At 72.6% G+C, this 15,769-nt stretch carries 15 protein-coding genes; 10 read left to right on the forward strand and 5 right to left on the reverse strand.

The window, feature by feature from the left end:
• Positions 1-174: 174 nt before the first annotated feature.
• On the reverse strand, positions 175-750 hold the full coding sequence (locus OHU34_RS45520) for a TetR/AcrR family transcriptional regulator (RefSeq protein ID WP_235034771.1): 576 nt from the start codon (positions 748-750) through the stop codon (positions 175-177).
• Positions 751-974: 224 nt separating this feature from the next.
• Between OHU34_RS45520 and OHU34_RS45525 the strand changes: the two genes are divergently transcribed.
• Positions 975-1,499 carry a cysteine hydrolase family protein gene (locus OHU34_RS45525; RefSeq protein WP_142270166.1) on the forward strand — a complete coding sequence of 175 codons (525 nt, stop codon included), beginning with the start codon at positions 975-977 and terminating at the stop codon, positions 1,497-1,499.
• Positions 1,500-1,729: 230 nt separating this feature from the next.
• Here OHU34_RS45525 and OHU34_RS45530 read toward each other — a convergent pair whose 3' ends face one another.
• On the reverse strand, positions 1,730-2,440 hold the full coding sequence (locus tag OHU34_RS45530; protein ID WP_142270167.1) for a TetR/AcrR family transcriptional regulator: 711 nt from the start codon (positions 2,438-2,440) through the stop codon (positions 1,730-1,732).
• 547 nt (positions 2,441-2,987) lie between these two features.
• On the opposite strand from OHU34_RS45530, the gene OHU34_RS45535 reads away from it, so the two are divergent.
• Both OHU34_RS45535 and OHU34_RS45540 read left to right on the forward strand, forming a co-directional pair.
• A complete protein-coding gene (locus OHU34_RS45535; protein ID WP_142270168.1) occupies positions 2,988-3,812 on the forward strand; it encodes an SDR family oxidoreductase in 825 nt (274 codons plus the stop codon).
• A gap of 250 nt (positions 3,813-4,062) precedes the next feature.
• Complete coding sequence (locus OHU34_RS45540; RefSeq protein WP_142270169.1) at positions 4,063-5,430, forward strand: CoA transferase; 1,368 nt, start codon at positions 4,063-4,065, stop codon at positions 5,428-5,430.
• Here OHU34_RS45540 and OHU34_RS45545 read toward each other — a convergent pair.
• A complete protein-coding gene (locus OHU34_RS45545; RefSeq protein WP_142270170.1) occupies positions 5,387-6,787 on the reverse strand; it encodes an amidohydrolase family protein in 1,401 nt (466 codons plus the stop codon). The genes OHU34_RS45540 and OHU34_RS45545 overlap by 44 nt on opposite strands.
• Positions 6,777-7,757 carry an enoyl-CoA hydratase/isomerase family protein gene (locus tag OHU34_RS45550; RefSeq protein WP_235034772.1) on the reverse strand — a complete coding sequence of 327 codons (981 nt, stop codon included), beginning with the start codon at positions 7,755-7,757 and terminating at the stop codon, positions 6,777-6,779. Before OHU34_RS45550 ends, OHU34_RS45545 begins: the two co-directional genes overlap by 11 nt.
• A 393-nt stretch (positions 7,758-8,150) precedes the next feature.
• Between OHU34_RS45550 and mftR the strand changes: the two genes are divergently transcribed.
• Positions 8,151-8,783 carry a mycofactocin system transcriptional regulator gene (gene mftR / locus OHU34_RS45555; protein ID WP_142270172.1) on the forward strand — a complete coding sequence of 211 codons (633 nt, stop codon included), beginning with the start codon at positions 8,151-8,153 and terminating at the stop codon, positions 8,781-8,783.
• A gap of 45 nt (positions 8,784-8,828) precedes the next feature.
• Here mftR and mftG read toward each other — a convergent pair whose 3' ends face one another.
• Positions 8,829-10,403 (reverse strand): mycofactocin system GMC family oxidoreductase MftG, encoded by a 1,575-nt coding sequence (mftG, locus tag OHU34_RS45560; RefSeq protein WP_142270173.1) that lies wholly within the window; start codon positions 10,401-10,403, stop codon positions 8,829-8,831.
• A 229-nt stretch (positions 10,404-10,632) separates the two neighbouring features.
• Here mftG and mftA point away from each other — a divergent pair, with 229 nt between their 5' ends.
• The 6 genes from mftA to mftF are packed head-to-tail and all read left to right on the forward strand — an operon-like array spanning position 10,633 to position 15,644.
• Positions 10,633-10,773: a mycofactocin precursor MftA gene (mftA, locus tag OHU34_RS45565; RefSeq protein WP_142270174.1), complete on the forward strand. Its 141-nt coding sequence runs from the start codon at positions 10,633-10,635 to the stop codon at positions 10,771-10,773.
• Positions 10,774-10,792: 19 nt separating this feature from the next.
• Positions 10,793-11,059, forward strand: coding sequence for a mycofactocin biosynthesis chaperone MftB (mftB, locus tag OHU34_RS45570; protein WP_142270307.1), 267 nt, complete (start codon positions 10,793-10,795; stop codon positions 11,057-11,059).
• The gene (gene mftC / locus OHU34_RS45575) at positions 11,056-12,300 is read left to right on the forward strand and encodes a mycofactocin radical SAM maturase (RefSeq protein WP_235034774.1); all 1,245 of its coding nucleotides are present in this window, start codon (positions 11,056-11,058) and stop codon (positions 12,298-12,300) included. The genes mftB and mftC overlap by 4 nt, the downstream gene beginning before the upstream one ends.
• Positions 12,293-13,504, forward strand: coding sequence for a pre-mycofactocin synthase MftD (gene mftD, locus OHU34_RS45580; protein WP_331733785.1), 1,212 nt, complete (start codon positions 12,293-12,295; stop codon positions 13,502-13,504). Before mftC ends, mftD begins: the two co-directional genes overlap by 8 nt.
• Before the next feature lie 2 nt (positions 13,505-13,506).
• Positions 13,507-14,262, forward strand: coding sequence for a mycofactocin biosynthesis peptidyl-dipeptidase MftE (gene mftE / locus OHU34_RS45585; RefSeq protein WP_142270176.1), 756 nt, complete (start codon positions 13,507-13,509; stop codon positions 14,260-14,262).
• Positions 14,259-15,644, forward strand: a complete 1,386-nt coding sequence (mftF, locus tag OHU34_RS45590) for a mycofactocin biosynthesis glycosyltransferase MftF (protein ID WP_142270177.1) — start codon at positions 14,259-14,261, stop codon at positions 15,642-15,644. The genes mftE and mftF overlap by 4 nt, the downstream gene beginning before the upstream one ends.
• The last annotated feature ends 125 nt before the right edge of the window (positions 15,645-15,769 follow it).

A 15,769-nucleotide genomic window follows, 5' to 3' on the forward strand; every position in this document is an offset into this window, starting at 1 on the left:
TGCTTCGAGGCTAGGAGCGGCCACACCACGACCCGTGGACCCGCAGGCCACAATTGCCACTGGTCACTGGTACCGCGGTACCAGTGCCCCAGTCGCGAGACGCCCGTCGACCCCTGCGGCGGCTGTGAGCCCCGGGACGCGGCTCTCCGTCCTGTGTTCGAAGTCGGCACGGTGTCACGCGGGCGCCCCCGTGCGTAGGCCGTCGTACAGGATGGCCACGACGTGTTCGCGCGTGGCGCCGGCACCGAGGTGACGGAGGGCGTACAGGACTCCGCCGAGGACGGTCATGAGGTCCGCGATGCCGATGTCACCGCGGACCGCACCGCTGTCCTGGGCGCGGATCAGGAGATGGCCGATCTCTGCGTGGAGCCGGGTGACGTCCGTCGCGAGCGCCGTCCGGATCTCGACGCCGGCGCCGGCCAGCGTGTCGACGAGATCCGCCTTCGCGGCCGCGTCCTCGACCACCTGGTCCAGCAGGGCGAAGAGGGCTGCTGCGGGGTCTTCGTCATGCCGCAATGCCTGAGCGTGATCGACCAGGCGTCGGACTCGCTCCCGCACGACGGCTTCGAGGAGTGACTCCTTCGTGGGGAAGTGGCGGTACAGAGTTCCTGGCCCCACGCCCGCGCGGCGCGCGATCTCGTCCAGGGGGACGGACACTCCCTCGGCGGCGAACGCCCCACGGGCCACCTCCAGAAGCCGGTCCCGGTTGCGACGGGCGTCAGCCCGAAGCGGCCGCGGCTCGTTTCCCACGACATCTCCCTTGCTCGGCGGAACCATAAGCGGGGCGTACTCTCCGATTCGATGTTAGCTTAGCGGGGCGCACTCTCCGGATCCTGTGAAGGCGCTGTTGAACGCCGGGTCGGCGAGCGCAGATAGAGCCTGACCTGCGCCGCCCTCCGCCGCCCTGCGCACAGGGAGGCCACCGGGCCTCCGATCACCACTGGTCTCACCCCATGAAGGAAGTCCGAGATCCCATGACCATGGCCAACGCAGCCGACCGCACGCAAACCGCCTTCCTTGCGCTCGACTACGCCACCCGCATCGTCGAGAACTACAGCCACGACCCGGGCGTCGCCGACCGGGCGGCGTACGCCCTCGCCTCCGCCCGGAAGGCGGGCGCGCCTGTTTTCCACATCGTCCACGAGGCCATGCGAGACCAGTTCCACCCCCTGCTCGCCCCCCTCGGCGACGAGCCGGTCCTGGGCAAACGGACCCTGGGCGCCTTCGCCACCACCGACCTGCGCGAGCGCCTGGAGACGGCCGGCATCCGTCGGCTCATCCTCGGCGGCGTCGCGACGTCCGGCACGGTGCTGTCCACCACGCGGTGGGCCTACGACATCGGGTACGAGGTCCTGGTCTGCGCGGATGCCTGCGCCGACCCCGATCCGCAGGTGCACGCGGCCCTGGTGGACGAGTCGGTCTTCCCCGACAGTTGGCTCGGCCTCTGGCGTATCGCCCGCATGGTGGATTCGGACGCCGTCACCAGCCTCCTGTCCTGACGAGCGACGGACTCCCGCCTGGAGGGAGAGCCTGGGGGGAGACGGCGGTGACCCCCGCCGCGATGTCGAACGCGTCGGCGACGGCTGCTGTGGTGCCTCGGACGCCCGGGTCAGGCTCGGGGCCATGTCCCGTGAAGGGCCGCCGGCGCTGATCGCAGTCCGGGCGGCCCCTGCTCGCGTTGCGTGACGAACGGCCCGCGGTGGGCCGCTACGGGACGCGGGCCCTCACGTCACCCGGCGGTGGAGAGGGGCTCCCACTCGGCCTCGGGGTCGAGGGGCAGTTCCGGGCGGTCGCGTTTGAACGCCTCGGCCTGTTCCTCGAGCTTCGGCAGGGCGTGGTCGGGCGCGCCGAAGCCGCGGAACAGGGTCGTGCAGTACTCACGGGACAGGAACGCCGCGTCCCACTGCCCGTCCGTGCGCACCCATTGATACGTGTGATTGTGCAGATTGAGGAACTGGAGGGTGGCCAGCCGCGGCGGCATCGCACGGAACGTGCCCTGTCCGACGGCCTCCGCGAGCAGCCCCGAGATCACCTCTTCGAAGTCCGAACGCTGGCCCAGCAGAGTCTTCAGCTCGGCGCCGCTCAGACTGCGGTAGTCGTGCTCGTAGACCCAGATGTGGTCGAGCCTGCGGAAGATGATGGTGAGCAGCGACTCGGACAGCAGGCGCAGCCGCAACAGGGGTTCCGTGTCGTCGAGGTCCGCGATCTGGCGGGCGCGGGAGAGCAGCGGCCCCATCACCCGCGCCTGGATCTCGACGAGCAGGTTCTCCTTTGAGCCGATGTAGTAGTACAGGGCTCCCTTGGCCAGGCCGACTGCCCGGCCCAGGTCGTTGATGGAGGTCGCCGCGTATCCCTGCTGGGCGAACAGCGACGCAGCGATGTCGATGATCTTCTGGCGTCTGACTTCGAAGCCCGGTCCGTGGCCCGGCGGTCGTGGCATGGGTCTCTCCCCGCTTGACGTGACGACGTATCGATCCAAGCCGACTCCCAGGCCGCTCGGACTGGTTCCTCATGTCCGGGGGAAGCGGACTCCGGGACCGCGTTTGGTTCGCTGGACCAAACGGTACATTGAAAGGCGAAGCCCAGACGGCGCATGGGCGCCCTGTCCACGCGAACGTTGCGAGGACGCGCGCCACTCGGGCGTCGCCGCACCCCAGGATCCGGGCACGCGGCCTGCCTGATGCGCCGGCGGGCCAAGGGCGGGCAGACAGGCAGCGGCGCATCACGGCCGCGGTGGGGCGATGCGCATCGCGGATCCCGGGCTCGGACCTGCGGCGCCAACGGGATCGTCGGTGCCGGAAACCGCCGGACTGGCCGGCGCACACCGGCTACCGTTCCGTCGAGAGTCCGCAGCCGACCCGGCCACAGCCCATCCGGCGCCTCGCCTTCTCGACGGGGCGTAGGCCGCGGGACACCCGGGCAGGTCCGGACACCGACAACCGCGAGACACTCGTCCCTTGACGAGTGTCTCCAGTGAGGAGTGGCGCATGACCACGGTAGGTATTGCCACCGGTGCCGGTCGCGGGACGGGGGAGGCCTGCGCGAGGCGTCTCGCCGACATGGTGGACGTGCTGTTGCTCGCCGACCCGAACGAGGCGGCCGCGGCTGCGGTCGCGAAGGAACTGTCCGGCTCCGGCAAGAGGGCCGTCGCCGAGCCGTTCGGAGTGGATGTCACCGATCCGGAGGACCTCACCCGGCTGGCCGAACGGGTCGGGGAGCTCGGCACGCTGAGGGCGGTCGCGCATGCCGAGAGCGTGGCGCCGGAGGAGGGCGACTGGCGCAGGATCATCGAGGTCGACTTCGTCGGAACCGTGCTGCTCGGCGAGGCGCTCCGCCCGCTGGCCACCGCCGGGACGGCTTTCGTGTACTGCGCCTCGGTGTCCCCGTTGATCGCTCACATCGACCCCGACCCGGCGGTCGCGTCCGTGCTTGACGACCCGGCGAGCGAGATGTTCCTCGACCGGATCCGCGACGCGATCGGCCCGGCTGTCGAGGATCCCGCATGGGCGTACCCGTGGGCCACGTACGGCGTGCACCGCTTCGCCCGTGCCGAGGCGGTGCGGCTCGGGCCGGTGGGCGCTCGCGTGTGCTCGCTGTCGCCCGGCGCTGTCGACACCCCGCAGACCCGGATGGAGGCGGCGCGGTACGAGTCGGTGCGGCAACTCATCGAACGCACGCCGCTCGGCCGTACCGGTCGGTACGACGAGGTCGCCGCCGTTGCCGCGTTCCTGTTGTCGGACGAGGCGAGCTTCGTGAACGGTGTGGACATCGTCGTCGACGGTGGCCTGTGCGCCGCTGTGCGGGACGAGTGACACCGCGCGGCGGCCCATCGGCCACGGGCCGCCCACATCCTCGCGTAAGTGCCGGGCCGCCGACCGCGGCCGCGGCGCGACGACGGATCGTCCGGCCTCGGCCGGCTGCGGGAAGAGTGAGCGGATCGCGGGGCCTCGGTACCGCCCTGGCTCGCAGTGGGCCGCCTCGACCTGAGCCGCTTGAAGCTTCGTGCGGTTAACTCGTCATTGCATAAACGCATACTCTTTTTCGTCTCAGGGTGGGAAAGCGGTGGGGGCGGTGACGGGCGATCCGGCCGAGACCGTACGGCGGTGGCTGCGCACCCTGGGGGACATCACGCCTCCGCCTGCCCCCGCGCGCGTCGCCGGCTGCCCGTTCCTGGCCTGGGCGGCCTCCGGCGCCATGGAGCTGACCGGCGAGGCGGACGGCCCGCCCGTCCTGTCGCCCGGACCGATGACGGCCCTGCTACGGGAGTCGGTGGCCGCACTGGCGCACATGACCGGGCCCTTCCCCGTCGACCCCGTTCTCGTCCTCAGCGGTAGGGCCGGCGCCATGAACCTCACCCGGCGCGGGCGGATCTCGGTGGGCGGCGCGACCCGCCTGCTTCGGGCTTCGGACGGCTGGTGCGCGGTGACCCTGAGCCGTCCCGACGACCTGGAACTCGTGCCGGCGATGCTGGGCCGGGCCGACCTGACAGACCCTTGGCAGGAGCTGACCACGGCCGTACGAGGCGCGAAGGCGAACGAATTCGCCGACCACATCCGGATGTTCGGCGTTCCCGCCGCGGCCCTGCCGCCCGAACCGCCCTCCGTGGACGTGCCGTGGCAGGCGTCCACGATCGCCGCACCCGACGGGGACGCACGGCGGCTGGACGGTGTCCTCGTGGTCGATCTCTCCTCGCTCTGGGCCGGCCCCCTGTGCGCCCGCCTCCTCGGCCTGGCCGGTGCCAGAGTGGTCAAGGTGGAGAGCACCCGGCGTCCCGACGGCGCCCGCACGGGGAACCGGCTTTTCTACGACTGGCTGCATGCCGGGCACGAGAGCGTCGCCGTCGACTTCACCCTGCCCGAAGGGCGGAGCGCGCTCGCCGAGCTGGTCAGGGCCGCCGACGTGGTGATCGAGGCGTCCCGGCCGCGTGCGCTCGCCCAGTTGGGGCTGGCCCCGGAACGGCTCGACCACCGTGCGGGCAAGGTGTGGGTGAGCATCACCGGGTACGGCCGCGGTCATCCCGACCGGGTCGCCTTCGGCGACGACGCGGCGGTCGCCGGCGGGCTGGTCGGCCGTTCCGCGGACGGCGAGCCGGTGTTCTGCGCCGACGCGGTCGCCGATCCGCTGACGGGGGTCGTTGCCGCGCTGGGCGCGCTGGGCGCCCTGGCCTGCGGCGGAGGACAGATGATCGACGTCTCCATGCGGAACGTGGCGGCGGCGTTCGCCACGGCTCCCCGTGTCGATCACGGGCCGCACCCGGTACGGAGAGCACAGGGCGGCTCGGTGGTGGAGTGCCCGGCGTTCGGCCGGACGCAGGAGGTTCTCCCGCCTCGCGCGCCGGTAGCGGAGAGGGCGGCGCCCGCGATGGGCGCCGACACGGCCCGGATCCTCAGCCGAGTTGCTGGGCTCCGTGGGCGATCCGCCCCTCGATGAAGGTGGCGCGCACGTGGCCCGCGTCCGGAGCCCGCACCGCCTCGCTCCACGGCCGGTCCAGCAGCACGAGGTCAGCCGGCCGTCCCACCGCGATCCGCCGCGCCGGGCCGCCGGGGTCGTCCAAGGGCGAGAACATGCTCCGCAGGGCCACCTCCACCGGAACCCGCTCGTCGGCGCCGAGTACCCGCCCGGACGGCGTCAGCCGCTCGGCCGCGGCCCGCAGGCCGGCCCAAGGGTCGGGATCGCCGTAGGGCGCGTCGCTGCTCGCGGCCACCCGGACCCCGGCGTGCAGTAGCCCGGCATATCGCCACAGGTCCGGCCGGTCGGCGGGATCGACGCGCTCCCAGTAGTCGTCGCCCCGCAGGGCGACCAGCGTCGGTTGTGTGACCACCCGGATCCCTCGGGCGGCCAGCTCCGCGGCACCGGCACGGTCGGCGACGGCGCAGTGCTCCACCCGGTCCCCGTCCAGTCCACCCGCTCGGTCGAGTGCGGCCAGGGTCAGCGCGAGGGCCGTGCGGGTCACGCAGTGCACGGCGACGGGGCGTCCGTTCGTATGTGCCTGCCGCATCCGCCCGGCGAGGTCGTCGACGTCCGGGAGGGCGTGGTCCGCGACCACGAACTTCAGTGGGCCGATGCTCAGCCGCGGATGGGGCGGGAGACCGGCGTCGGCGGCCATGGTCATGATGTGCTGTGGGAGTTCCTCCCTCCGCACGGCCTCCGATACGAGGTGGCCCGCGCCCTGGTCCGGTGTCGCATCGGCGACATGGGTGACACCGAGGGCGGCCAGCCGTGCGCCCACCGCTCGCAGCGACGGAGGCCGTCCGCCCAGCACCTCGCGCAGCCAGGCGTCGGCACGCCACAGCCGCCCGGTCGGTCGGCCCGTCCGCTCACGTTCGATGCCGGCGTGGGCGGCGGCCAGGGCGCCGAGCCGCTCCAGACCAGGGGAGTTGACGACCCACAGCGCGCCGGACCGGTGCTGGACACGCACCGGCAGCACACGGTTCCAACCGTCGAGGACGCTCCGGTCCAGATCGCCGTGGACCACGTCGTCGTACCCGACCGCTCGCACCCACCCGTCCTCACCCGCCACGGCTTGGGCGACGGAGGACGCGAGACCGTGCCGGGAGAGGGGGGACACGTCGAGCGAGGCACGCCGTGCGGCCATGGCCGCCAGGTGCAGATGGTGATCGGCGAGGCCGGGCAGCAGTGCACCGCCGTCGCCTCGTACGACGAACTCGTCCGGCCGGGGGCGCAGTCGACGGCCGATCTCAACGACGGCACCGCCGCGGATCCGGCAGTCGACCGGATCCTGGCGTGGATGAAGCTCCACACCGCGCAGGAGCACCTCACCGCTCATGGTCGTGGTCGATCTCGTCCACCAGCCCCCACTCCAGGGCGGTGCCGGCCCCGACCCGGGCCCCGCTCAGCATCATCCACGCCGCGCGCCACCGGCCGATCCGCCGCGGCACGCTCATCGTGCCGCCGGCGCCGGGCACCAGACCCATCGCGACCTCGGGCAGTTGGAAGAACGCCCCGGGTGAGGACACCAGACGTCCCGCGAAGGCGGCCATCTCCACACCAGCGCCCACCGCCGCGCCCCGCACCCGCACGGTCACCCGGTCCCGCATCCGGTCGATCAGCCGCCAGGGCGCCCGGTCCAGCCGTACCAGGTATGCCGCGACGAGGTCCGCGGCCGTCCCGAACTCGGACAGGTCGCCGCCACTGCAGAACACCGGCCCGGCGCCGTCCAGTTCGACCCGGTCGATCGTGCCGTCGACGAAGGCGAGTTCCAGGGCCTCGAACAGCTCCTCCCGCATCCGGAAGCTCAACGCGTTCCGCCGTTGTGGGCGGTCCAGTTGGATGGACAGCTGATCGTTCTCCCGCCGGACGCGGACCAGCGGGCCGTCCTCCGGAGCCGCCCGGAGCGTGCCCCGGTCGGCGAGCCAGGAAGCGAACTCCGTCCCGCCGAGAAGCATCGAGTACGCCGCGGCCTCGGCCGCCAGGCCCTGCAGGGTGTCGAGTCGCGGCGTCTGCCGCAGCAACTGCCCCAGGGCCAGGCTTGTCCGAGGCCGACAGGCGACGAGCCGGGCCAGCTCGTCGAACGCGACCAGCGGATCGTGGACGGGTACCAACTCCCGTGTCCGGGCACTGACACGGGGTGCCGTCAGGGTCAGCGTCACCGCCTCCAGCAGCGGTCGGAGCCGGGCCGGCGGCTGCCGGGTCGCGATTCCGAACGTCAGGGGCAAGGAGCCGGCCAACCGGGCGGCCTCGGCCTCCACCCGGCTCGCCTCGGCGTCGTGCCAGTCGTCGAGAAGCAGGCGCCGCACGGGTCTTCCCACCTGCCCGTCAGACCGGAGCATCAATCCTTCGTCGCTGTACACCGGGGTCACCGATCCAGTCTGAGGGACCGTGACCGCCGTGGCCACGGGCTACCGCACGGTCAGCCCCTGCGGGTGTTGATCTCCGGGACATGCTAGGACAAGGGCAGTTCCGCGAGGCCCTCGAAGCCTCCCTGTGAGCGGGGCCCCGTTCGGACGTGCCCCCGACGGAACGGTCCCGCCCGCCCATGGAGCCGGCTACGACGAGGCTCCGGTTGGGTACCTCGCGTACAGGCGACCGTCGGATTGTGCATCATGTGCGAAGCGGAATGACGGCCGATGGCGTACGGGCCCCCGGGGTTCGCCGGGGGCGGCGCCGGTGCCCGAAGGGAGAGACCGCGGATGGCGCCGCTTCGGGACACAGGGGATGCGGGCACGGGATCCGTCCGAACGGGCCGACCGCGCGCGACGTCAAGGGCGGAGCTCGAACGGCTGGGCTTCGAGCTGTTCGCACGGCAGGGGTTCGACGGCACGACGGTCGACGACATCGCCGACGCGGCGGGAATCGGCCGCCGCACCTTCTTCCGCTACTTCGCCTCCAAGAACGATCTCGTGTGGGGCGACTTCGAAGACCAGCTGGCCAGGCTCGACGCCTTGCTGGCGGCGGCCGACCCGGACATGCCGATGATGGACGCGCTGTGCGAGGCGGTCGTCGAGTTCAACCGGTTCGACCCGGCGATGGTGCCCTGGCACCGGCAGCGCATGGCCCTCATCCTGCGGGTGCCGACGCTTCAGGCGGACTCGGCCGTGCGCTACGCGTCGTGGCGGGCCCTCGTCACGGAGTTCGCCGCGCGACGCCTGGACAGGCCCGCGTCCGGCATGATGCCCCGGCTGATCGGCAGTACCGTCCTGGCCGCATGTGTCGCCGGCTACGAGCAGTGGCTGACCGACGAGGGCGCCGACCTGAGCGACCTGCTGGAGCTGGCCGTCCGGCAGCTCGCGGCCGGATTCGGGGACCTGGCCCTTCGCCCGTAGCGCTTCCGCCGCGTCGCGTGTCCCTCTGCGAGCCCTCGGACCGGTTCACGTCAGACCGCGCCGCACGGCGTCGGCGACGAGTTCGCCGATGAGGACGGCGGTAGCCGCCGGGCCCCGCGACGGCGGCGTCGGCAGGATCGACGTGTCCGCGACCCGCAGACCGTCGACACCGTGCACCCTGCCGTAGGGGTCGACGGCGGCCCGAGGATCGTCGGCGTGGCCCAGCGGAACCGTGCCACAGGTGTGGTGGGACGTGCCGAGATGCCCGTGGACCCACTGGTCGAGCAGGCAGTCGTCGTCCAGCACCTCGGCCACCGGCTCCGTGAGCCCGACCGAGACCTCCGCGAAGTCACGGGTGCCGACCAGCTCGGCGGTGACGCGGACCGCTTCGCGCATGCGCTGCCGGTCCGCCGCGGTCGACAGGTAGCCGTAGTCGATACGCGGAGGAGTCGTGGGATCGGCGGAACGGGTGCGCATCCGTCCGGTGAGCCGCGGCGTCTGGACGGAGGCGAGGAACGCGAGGGGCGCGCCGGGAACGGACACCCGGCCGCCCGTCAGCCCGGCCATGGGGATGAGGGACTGAAGGATCTCCAGGTCCCCCGAGTGGCCCCCGTCCGACGAGGACAGGTGCAGGACCCCGCCGAGCCATGAGCCGACGGGCTCGGGCATGGGCCGCCGGGGCATCCACTCCAGGACCACCTGGGGGTGGTCCCCGAACCGGGCTCCGACCGCGGGAGCGTCCCTGACCACGGGGATACCGAGGACCTCCAGTTCACGGCGCGGCCCGATTCCCGACAGACGCAGCAGATGAGGGGAGCCGAACGCCCCCGCGCAGAGCACGACCTCCCCGCCGCGCACCACCGTGCGGCGCCCGTACCGCTCGACCACCACGCCGGTCGCCCGGCCACGCTTGAAGACGACCCTGAGGACCGTGCTGTCCCCTTCCACGCGGAGGTTGGGGCGGCCGGAAGCGCCCAGGAGATAGCTGATGCCGGTGTTGACGCGCTCTCCGCCCACGGCGTTGGACGGCACCGGACCGAATCCCGGCGCGTCCTGGGCGTTCTTGTCCCCTTCCTCGGGGAAGCCCAGCCGGCGCGCGGCCGACCGGAACGCGACGGTGGCGGGGTGGCGAAGCTCCGTACGGCGGACGCGTACCGGCCCGCGGTCGCCGTGCAGCGCGTCGGCACCGTGGTCGAGGTCGCTCTCCAGAGCGCGGAGAAGCGGGAGCACCTGGTCGTACGACCAGGCCGCGCCCCCCACGGCCGACCAGCGGTCGAAGTCGGCGCGCCGGGCACGGACGAAGTACCCGCCGTTGACGGTGGTCGAGCCGCCGAGGCACCGCCCCCGGACGACCGTGTACGGACGTGTCGGAGTGAGGTGCACGGCGTACGGCTGGACGGCGCCGTGTCCGGGCTGTGCGCCCGGGACGAGCCGGGCGTCCAGCAACGCGGGTGCGAACTCCGACGGTCGACGCGGTACCGGGCCCGCCTCCAGCACCAGCACGGTGCGGCCGGGATCCTCGCTGAGCCGTGCCGCGAGGACGGCGCCGCTGCCCCCGGCGCCCACCACGATGACGTCCGGGCGGCGTACCCGGCCGCGTCCGTGCTTGGTCTGCCCCATGGGCAAGTGATTCAAAACGCGGTGAGCGTCCCGCGCCACGGTCCGTTCCAGTGGCCGGGACAAGCCCAGGCACCCGGCACATCGGTGAACTACCGTCAGCCGAGCCCGGTGAGTCGGCAGTGCGCGTCCCTTCACTTTTGGCACCTGGTGCCATTACTCTCCGAGGCATCCGAAGGGAGCGGTCCGCGGCGCACGACCGCGGCGCCGCGGGAAGCCTAGGGAGAGTCGCATGACCGAGCTCCGCTCCGCCCCGTTCGAAGAGACCGCCACCGACGCCGAGGCCGACCAGGCCGCCGCGCCGCCGGCGCTGATCGAAGCCGAGGATCTCCTGGAGGAGATCTCCATCGACGGCATGTGCGGCGTCTACTAGGCGTCGCCGGATGACCGGGATGGACCTCGACCGTGCCTGGGACCTGCATCCGCAGGTCTCGGTACGGCCGGAACCCTTCGGCGCGCTGCTCTACCACTTCGGGACCCGCACACTCACGTTCCTCAAGGACCGTCGGCTCCTGGCCGTCGTCCAGGCGCTCGCACAGGCCCCCACCGCCCGCGCCGCCTGTCTGGCCGCGGGCCTCGGCGAGGAAGAACTGCCGCGCTACGGCCGGGCGCTGGCCGTCCTCGCCCGCTCGTCGATGGTCGTCGGAAGGACCCCATGACCCAGCCCATGACCGCCCCCCGGACCACCGGGTCGCGGCTGGTCGACCTGTTCGAGCCGGGCCTCGACGCGCCGATCTGCCTCACCTGGGAACTGACCTACGCCTGCAACCTGTCCTGCGCCCACTGCCTGTCCAGCTCCGGCCGCCGCGACCCCCGCGAGCTGAGCACCGGAGAGGCCAAGGCCGTCATCGACGAGCTGGAGGCCATGCAGGTCTTCTACGTCAACATCGGCGGTGGCGAGCCCACCGTCCGCGCCGACTTCTGGGAACTCCTGGACTACGCCACGGCACACCACGTGGGGGTGAAGTTCTCCACCAACGGCGTCCGGATCACCCCCGAAGCCGCCGGGCGTCTCGCCCGCAACGACTACGTGGACGTCCAGATCTCGCTCGACGGCGCGAGTGCCGACGTCAACGACGCGGTGCGCGGGCCCGGTTCGCATGCGACCGCGCTGCGCGCGCTGGAGAATCTCGCCGCCGCCGGGATGAAGAACTTCAAGATCTCCGTCGTCTGCACCCGGCACAACATCCCGCAGCTGGACGCCTTCAAGGCCCTCGCCGACCGCTTCGGCGCACAGCTCCGCCTGACCCGGCTGCGCCCGTCCGGGCGCGGCGCCGATGTCTGGGACGACCTGCATCCGACGGCCGCGCAACAACGCGAGCTGTACGACTGGCTGTTGGCTCATGGCGAGAACGTGCTGACCGGAGACTCCTTCTTCCACCTCTCCGCGTACGGCCAGGCACTGCCCGGTCTCAACCTCTGCGGCGCCGGACGCGTCGTCTGCCTGATCGACCCGGTCGGCGACGTCTACGCCTGCCCGTTCGCCCTCCACGAGGAGTTCCTCGCCGGCAACGTACGCGAACCCGGCGGCTTCGGCGCAGTGTGGCGCGACTCCGCGTTGTTCCGACGGCTGCGCACGCCGCAGCACGGCGGGGCCTGCGCGTCCTGCGCGTTCTACGACACCTGCAAGGGCGGGTGCATGGCCGCGAAGTTCTTCACCGGGCTGCCACTGGACGGCCCCGACCCCGAGTGCGTGCGGGGATACGGCGAGGAACGGCTCGCCCTGCGCCCGCGCGGGACCGCACACCTGCCCAAGTCGTCCGGGGACCACTCCCACCGGACCTCTCCCCGCCCGGTGGATCTCGTCCTCACCCGCCGCCCGCCGGTGAGCGACTGCGCCGAGGACCCGTTGGCAGGGCTGGATCCGACACTCCTGGGAAAGGGCGGGACACATGCGTAGGAACCCCTGGTTCGAGACGGTCGCCGAGGCCCGTCGCAGGGCCAGAAGCCGGCTGCCGAGCCCTGTCTACGGTGCGCTCGTCGCGGGGTCCGAGCGTGGCCGCACCATCGACGACAACACCGCGGCCTTCGCCGAACTGGGCTTCGCCCCCCGGGTCGTGGGCCACCACGCGGAGCGCGACCTGTCCACCACCGTCCTGGGCGTGTCCACCGCGCTTCCCGTGCTCATCTCGCCGACCGGGGTGCAGGCGGTCGACCCGGACGGCGAAGTGGCCGTGGCCAGGGCCGCCGCGAGCCGGGGCGTCATCATGGGCCTCAGCTCGTTCGCGAGCAAGCCCGTGGAGGAGGTGGCCCACGCTCAGCCGGACCTCTTCTTCCAGCTGTACTGGAGCGGCACCCGTGAGGCCATGGCGCAGCGCATGGACCGGGCCAGGGCCGCCGGCGCCAAGGCGCTCATCGTCACCCTCGACTGGTCCTTCTCCCACGGCCGCGACTGGGGCAGCCCCGCCATCCCGGACAAGCTCGACCTCAAGGCCATGCTGCGGTTCGCCCCCGACGTGCTGCCCCGGCCCGGCTGGTTGTGGCGGTATGCCAGGTCGGGCCGCGTCCCCGACCTCACCGTTCCCAACCTGCGGGCTCCCGGCGGCGAGCCGCCGACCTTCTTCGGCGCCTACGGCGAGTGGATGCGGACCCCGCCGCCCACCTGGGAGGACGTCACATGGCTGCGTGAGGAGTGGGGCGGCCCCTTCCTCCTCAAGGGCGTGACCCGGGTGGACGACGCCAAGCGGGCGGTCGACGCGGGTGTGTCGGCCCTGTCCGTGTCCAACCACGGAGGCAACAACCTGGACACCACCCCGGCCACCATCCGGGTGCTCCCCTCCGTCGTGGAAGCGGTCGGCGACCAGATCGAAGTCCTGCTGGACGGCGGCGTCCGCCGCGGCAGCGACGTGGCGAAGGCGCTCGCCCTCGGCGCCCGTGCCGTCCTCGTCGGCCGTGCCTACCTCTGGGGACTCGCGGCGAACGGACAGGCGGGCGTGGAGAACGTGCTGGACATCCTGCGCGGCGGCCTTGACTCGGCCGTGCTGGGCCTCGGGCACTCCTCCGTCCACGAGCTGGGACCCGAGGACCTGGTCGTACCGCCCGGCTTCCCGTTGACCCTGGGAGGCGGGGACGTCGCGGCGCTCCGCTCCGCCCCGGCGGCCTGAACATGGCGGTGTCGCGGGCCCTGTCCGACTCCGTCTGGCCGGCCGTCCCGACCGGTGGGCTCGTCCTGGTTCCGGTCGGGTCCACCGAGCAGCACGGACCACACCTGCCGCTCGACACCGACACCGTGATCGCCCACGCCGTCGCGCGGCGGTGCGCCGACGCCCTGCCCACGGGAGCGTGCGGCCCGCTGTCGGTGGCGCCGCCGCTGGCGTACGGCGCCAGCGGCGAACACGCGGACTTCCCCGGAACCGTCTCGATCGGGCACGAGGCGCTGCGCGCGGTGATCGTGGAACTGGTGCGCTCGTTGTCCCTGTGGGCGGGCCGCGTCGTGTTCGTCAACGGCCACGGCGGCAACACCGCCACCCTCGACGGAGCCCTCGGACAACTGCGCGCGGAGGGCCATGACGTCGCATGGACCGGCTGCGAGGTACCGGGCGGCGACGCGCACGCCGGCCGTACCGAGACCTCCCTGATGCTGCATCTGACGCCGGAGCGGGTACGGCCCGACGCCGCGGTCGCCGGCGACACCCGACCGCTCGCAGTCCTCCTGCCGGAACTGATGGCCCGAGGTGTGCGCGCGGTCTCGCCCTCCGGCGTGATCGGCGATCCAGCCGGGGCCTCGGCAGGGGAAGGACGCCGGGCGATGGACGCGATGGCCTCCGCGGCGGTCCGGCGGATCGACGCGTGGACCGTCGACGGCAGGGGCCGCCTGGTCGACCGGGCGCGGACACCACGGCCGGGGGCCGTACGCCGATGAACCTCCCCCTCGGATTCGTCGTCGAGCTCGACCGGCACACCCGGGTGGTCGACGGCGGCCGGGCCCTCCTCGGCGGATTCCCGACCCGGCTGCTGCGGCTGACCCCGAGGGCCAGGCGGCTTCTCGTCGGCAGGACGCTCCCGGTGCGGGACGCGGCGGGCGCCCTCCTCGCGGACCGGTTGCTCGACACCGGTATGGCGCATCCCGTCGTCGACTCGCTCCCGGCGCCCCCCGACCCCCGGTACACGGTCGTGGTTCCGGTCCGTGACCGCCCGCGTCAACTCGACCGGCTGTTGCGGAGCGTCGGCACGGACACTCCCGTGATCGTGGTCGACGACGCCTCGCGGCACCCGGCGGCCGTGGCGGCGGTCGTCGCCCGGCACGGGGCCCGGCTCGTCGCCCTGAACGCCAACGTCGGCCCCGCCGGCGCCCGCAACGCCGGGTTGCGTCTGGTCACCACCCCGTACGTGGTCTTCGCCGACTCCGACGTCGTTCTGGATCCCGACACGGTCCCGACCCTGCTGAGGCACTTCGCCGATCCCCGCGTCGCCATGGCCGTACCCCGTATCACTGGCCTGTCCAGCGCCACCACCACCTGGATCGAACGGTACGAGAACGCCCGTTCCTCACTCGATCTCGGCGCCCACCCGGCCTCGGTGCGTCCCGGCACTCCCGTCTCCTGGGCGTCCTCGGCCTGCGTTCTGGCGAAGGCGGACGCGCTGGCGGAGGGCTTCGACGAGGGCATGCGGGTCGGAGAGGACGTCGACCTGTGCTGGCGGCTGATCGAAGCGGACCGACGCGTGCGCTACGAGCCCGCCGTCCGGGCCGCCCACGAGCATCGCGTGCGTGTGGGGGACTGGCTCCTGCGCAAGGCTGTGTACGGCACAGGGGCCCAGCCCCTCGCCCGACGGCACCCCGAGTACATCGCGCCCGCCGTGTTCGCCCCGTGGAGCGCGGCGTTCGCCGCCGCGCTGCTCGTCCAGCGGCGTTGGTCGATGCCGGCCGCGGGGGCCGTCCTCGGCGTCGTCACCGTGCGCATCGCCCACAAGCTGCACGGCACCCGGCACCCGTACCGGCTGGCCGCGCGGCTCACCGTCAACGGCGCGCTCGGCACCCTGGCGCAGACCTCCGCGCTGCTGACCCGCCACTGGTGGCCGCTCACGGCCGTCGGGTGCACGGCCTCCCGCCGGCTACGCCGGGCCACGGCGGTCGCCGCTCTCGCCGACATCGCCCTCGAGTACCGACGCGATCAAGCCACTCTCGACCCCCTCCGCTACGGCGTCGCCCGCCGTCTCGACGACCTCGCCTACGGGGTCGGCGTGTGGCTCTCCGCCATCGAGGGCCGCTCCACCGCCGCGCTGCGGCCCCGCGTCGTTCGCTGAGGCGGCCCAGTCCCGGTCAGCGGAAAGCGCCCAGCGGGGCCTGGTCCCGTCCCCCGAAACTGAGGACATCACGCCGCCGGCGACGTGCGGCGCATGCGAGGGATCAGTCACCAGGAGGTGTGCGG

The organism is Streptomyces sp. NBC_00080 (assembly GCF_045041255.1).
Lineage (GTDB): Bacteria > Actinomycetota > Actinomycetes > Streptomycetales > Streptomycetaceae > Streptomyces > Streptomyces coriariae.

What these genes read in the sequence shown, in the direction of transcription:
- OHU34_RS45530 (WP_142270167.1), bottom strand. Translation starts at nt 2,440, where the DNA reads ATGCCACGACCGCCGGGCCACGGACCGGGCTTCGAAGTCAGACGCCAG.
- mftR (WP_142270172.1), top strand. Translation starts at nt 8,151, where the DNA reads ATGGCGCCGCTTCGGGACACAGGGGATGCGGGCACGGGATCCGTCCGA.
- mftE (WP_142270176.1), top strand. Translation starts at nt 13,507, where the DNA reads ATGGCGGTGTCGCGGGCCCTGTCCGACTCCGTCTGGCCGGCCGTCCCG.
- OHU34_RS45535 (WP_142270168.1), top strand. Translation starts at nt 2,988, where the DNA reads ATGACCACGGTAGGTATTGCCACCGGTGCCGGTCGCGGGACGGGGGAG.
- mftF (WP_142270177.1), top strand. Translation starts at nt 14,259, where the DNA reads ATGAACCTCCCCCTCGGATTCGTCGTCGAGCTCGACCGGCACACCCGG.
- OHU34_RS45545 (WP_142270170.1), bottom strand. Translation starts at nt 6,787, where the DNA reads ATGAGCGGTGAGGTGCTCCTGCGCGGTGTGGAGCTTCATCCACGCCAG.
- mftD (WP_331733785.1), top strand. Translation starts at nt 12,293, where the DNA reads ATGCGTAGGAACCCCTGGTTCGAGACGGTCGCCGAGGCCCGTCGCAGG.
- mftG (WP_142270173.1), bottom strand. Translation starts at nt 10,403, where the DNA reads ATGGGGCAGACCAAGCACGGACGCGGCCGGGTACGCCGCCCGGACGTC.
- mftA (WP_142270174.1), top strand. Translation starts at nt 10,633, where the DNA reads ATGACCGAGCTCCGCTCCGCCCCGTTCGAAGAGACCGCCACCGACGCC.
- mftC (WP_235034774.1), top strand. Translation starts at nt 11,056, where the DNA reads ATGACCCAGCCCATGACCGCCCCCCGGACCACCGGGTCGCGGCTGGTC.
- mftB (WP_142270307.1), top strand. Translation starts at nt 10,793, where the DNA reads ATGGACCTCGACCGTGCCTGGGACCTGCATCCGCAGGTCTCGGTACGG.
- OHU34_RS45525 (WP_142270166.1), top strand. Translation starts at nt 975, where the DNA reads ATGACCATGGCCAACGCAGCCGACCGCACGCAAACCGCCTTCCTTGCG.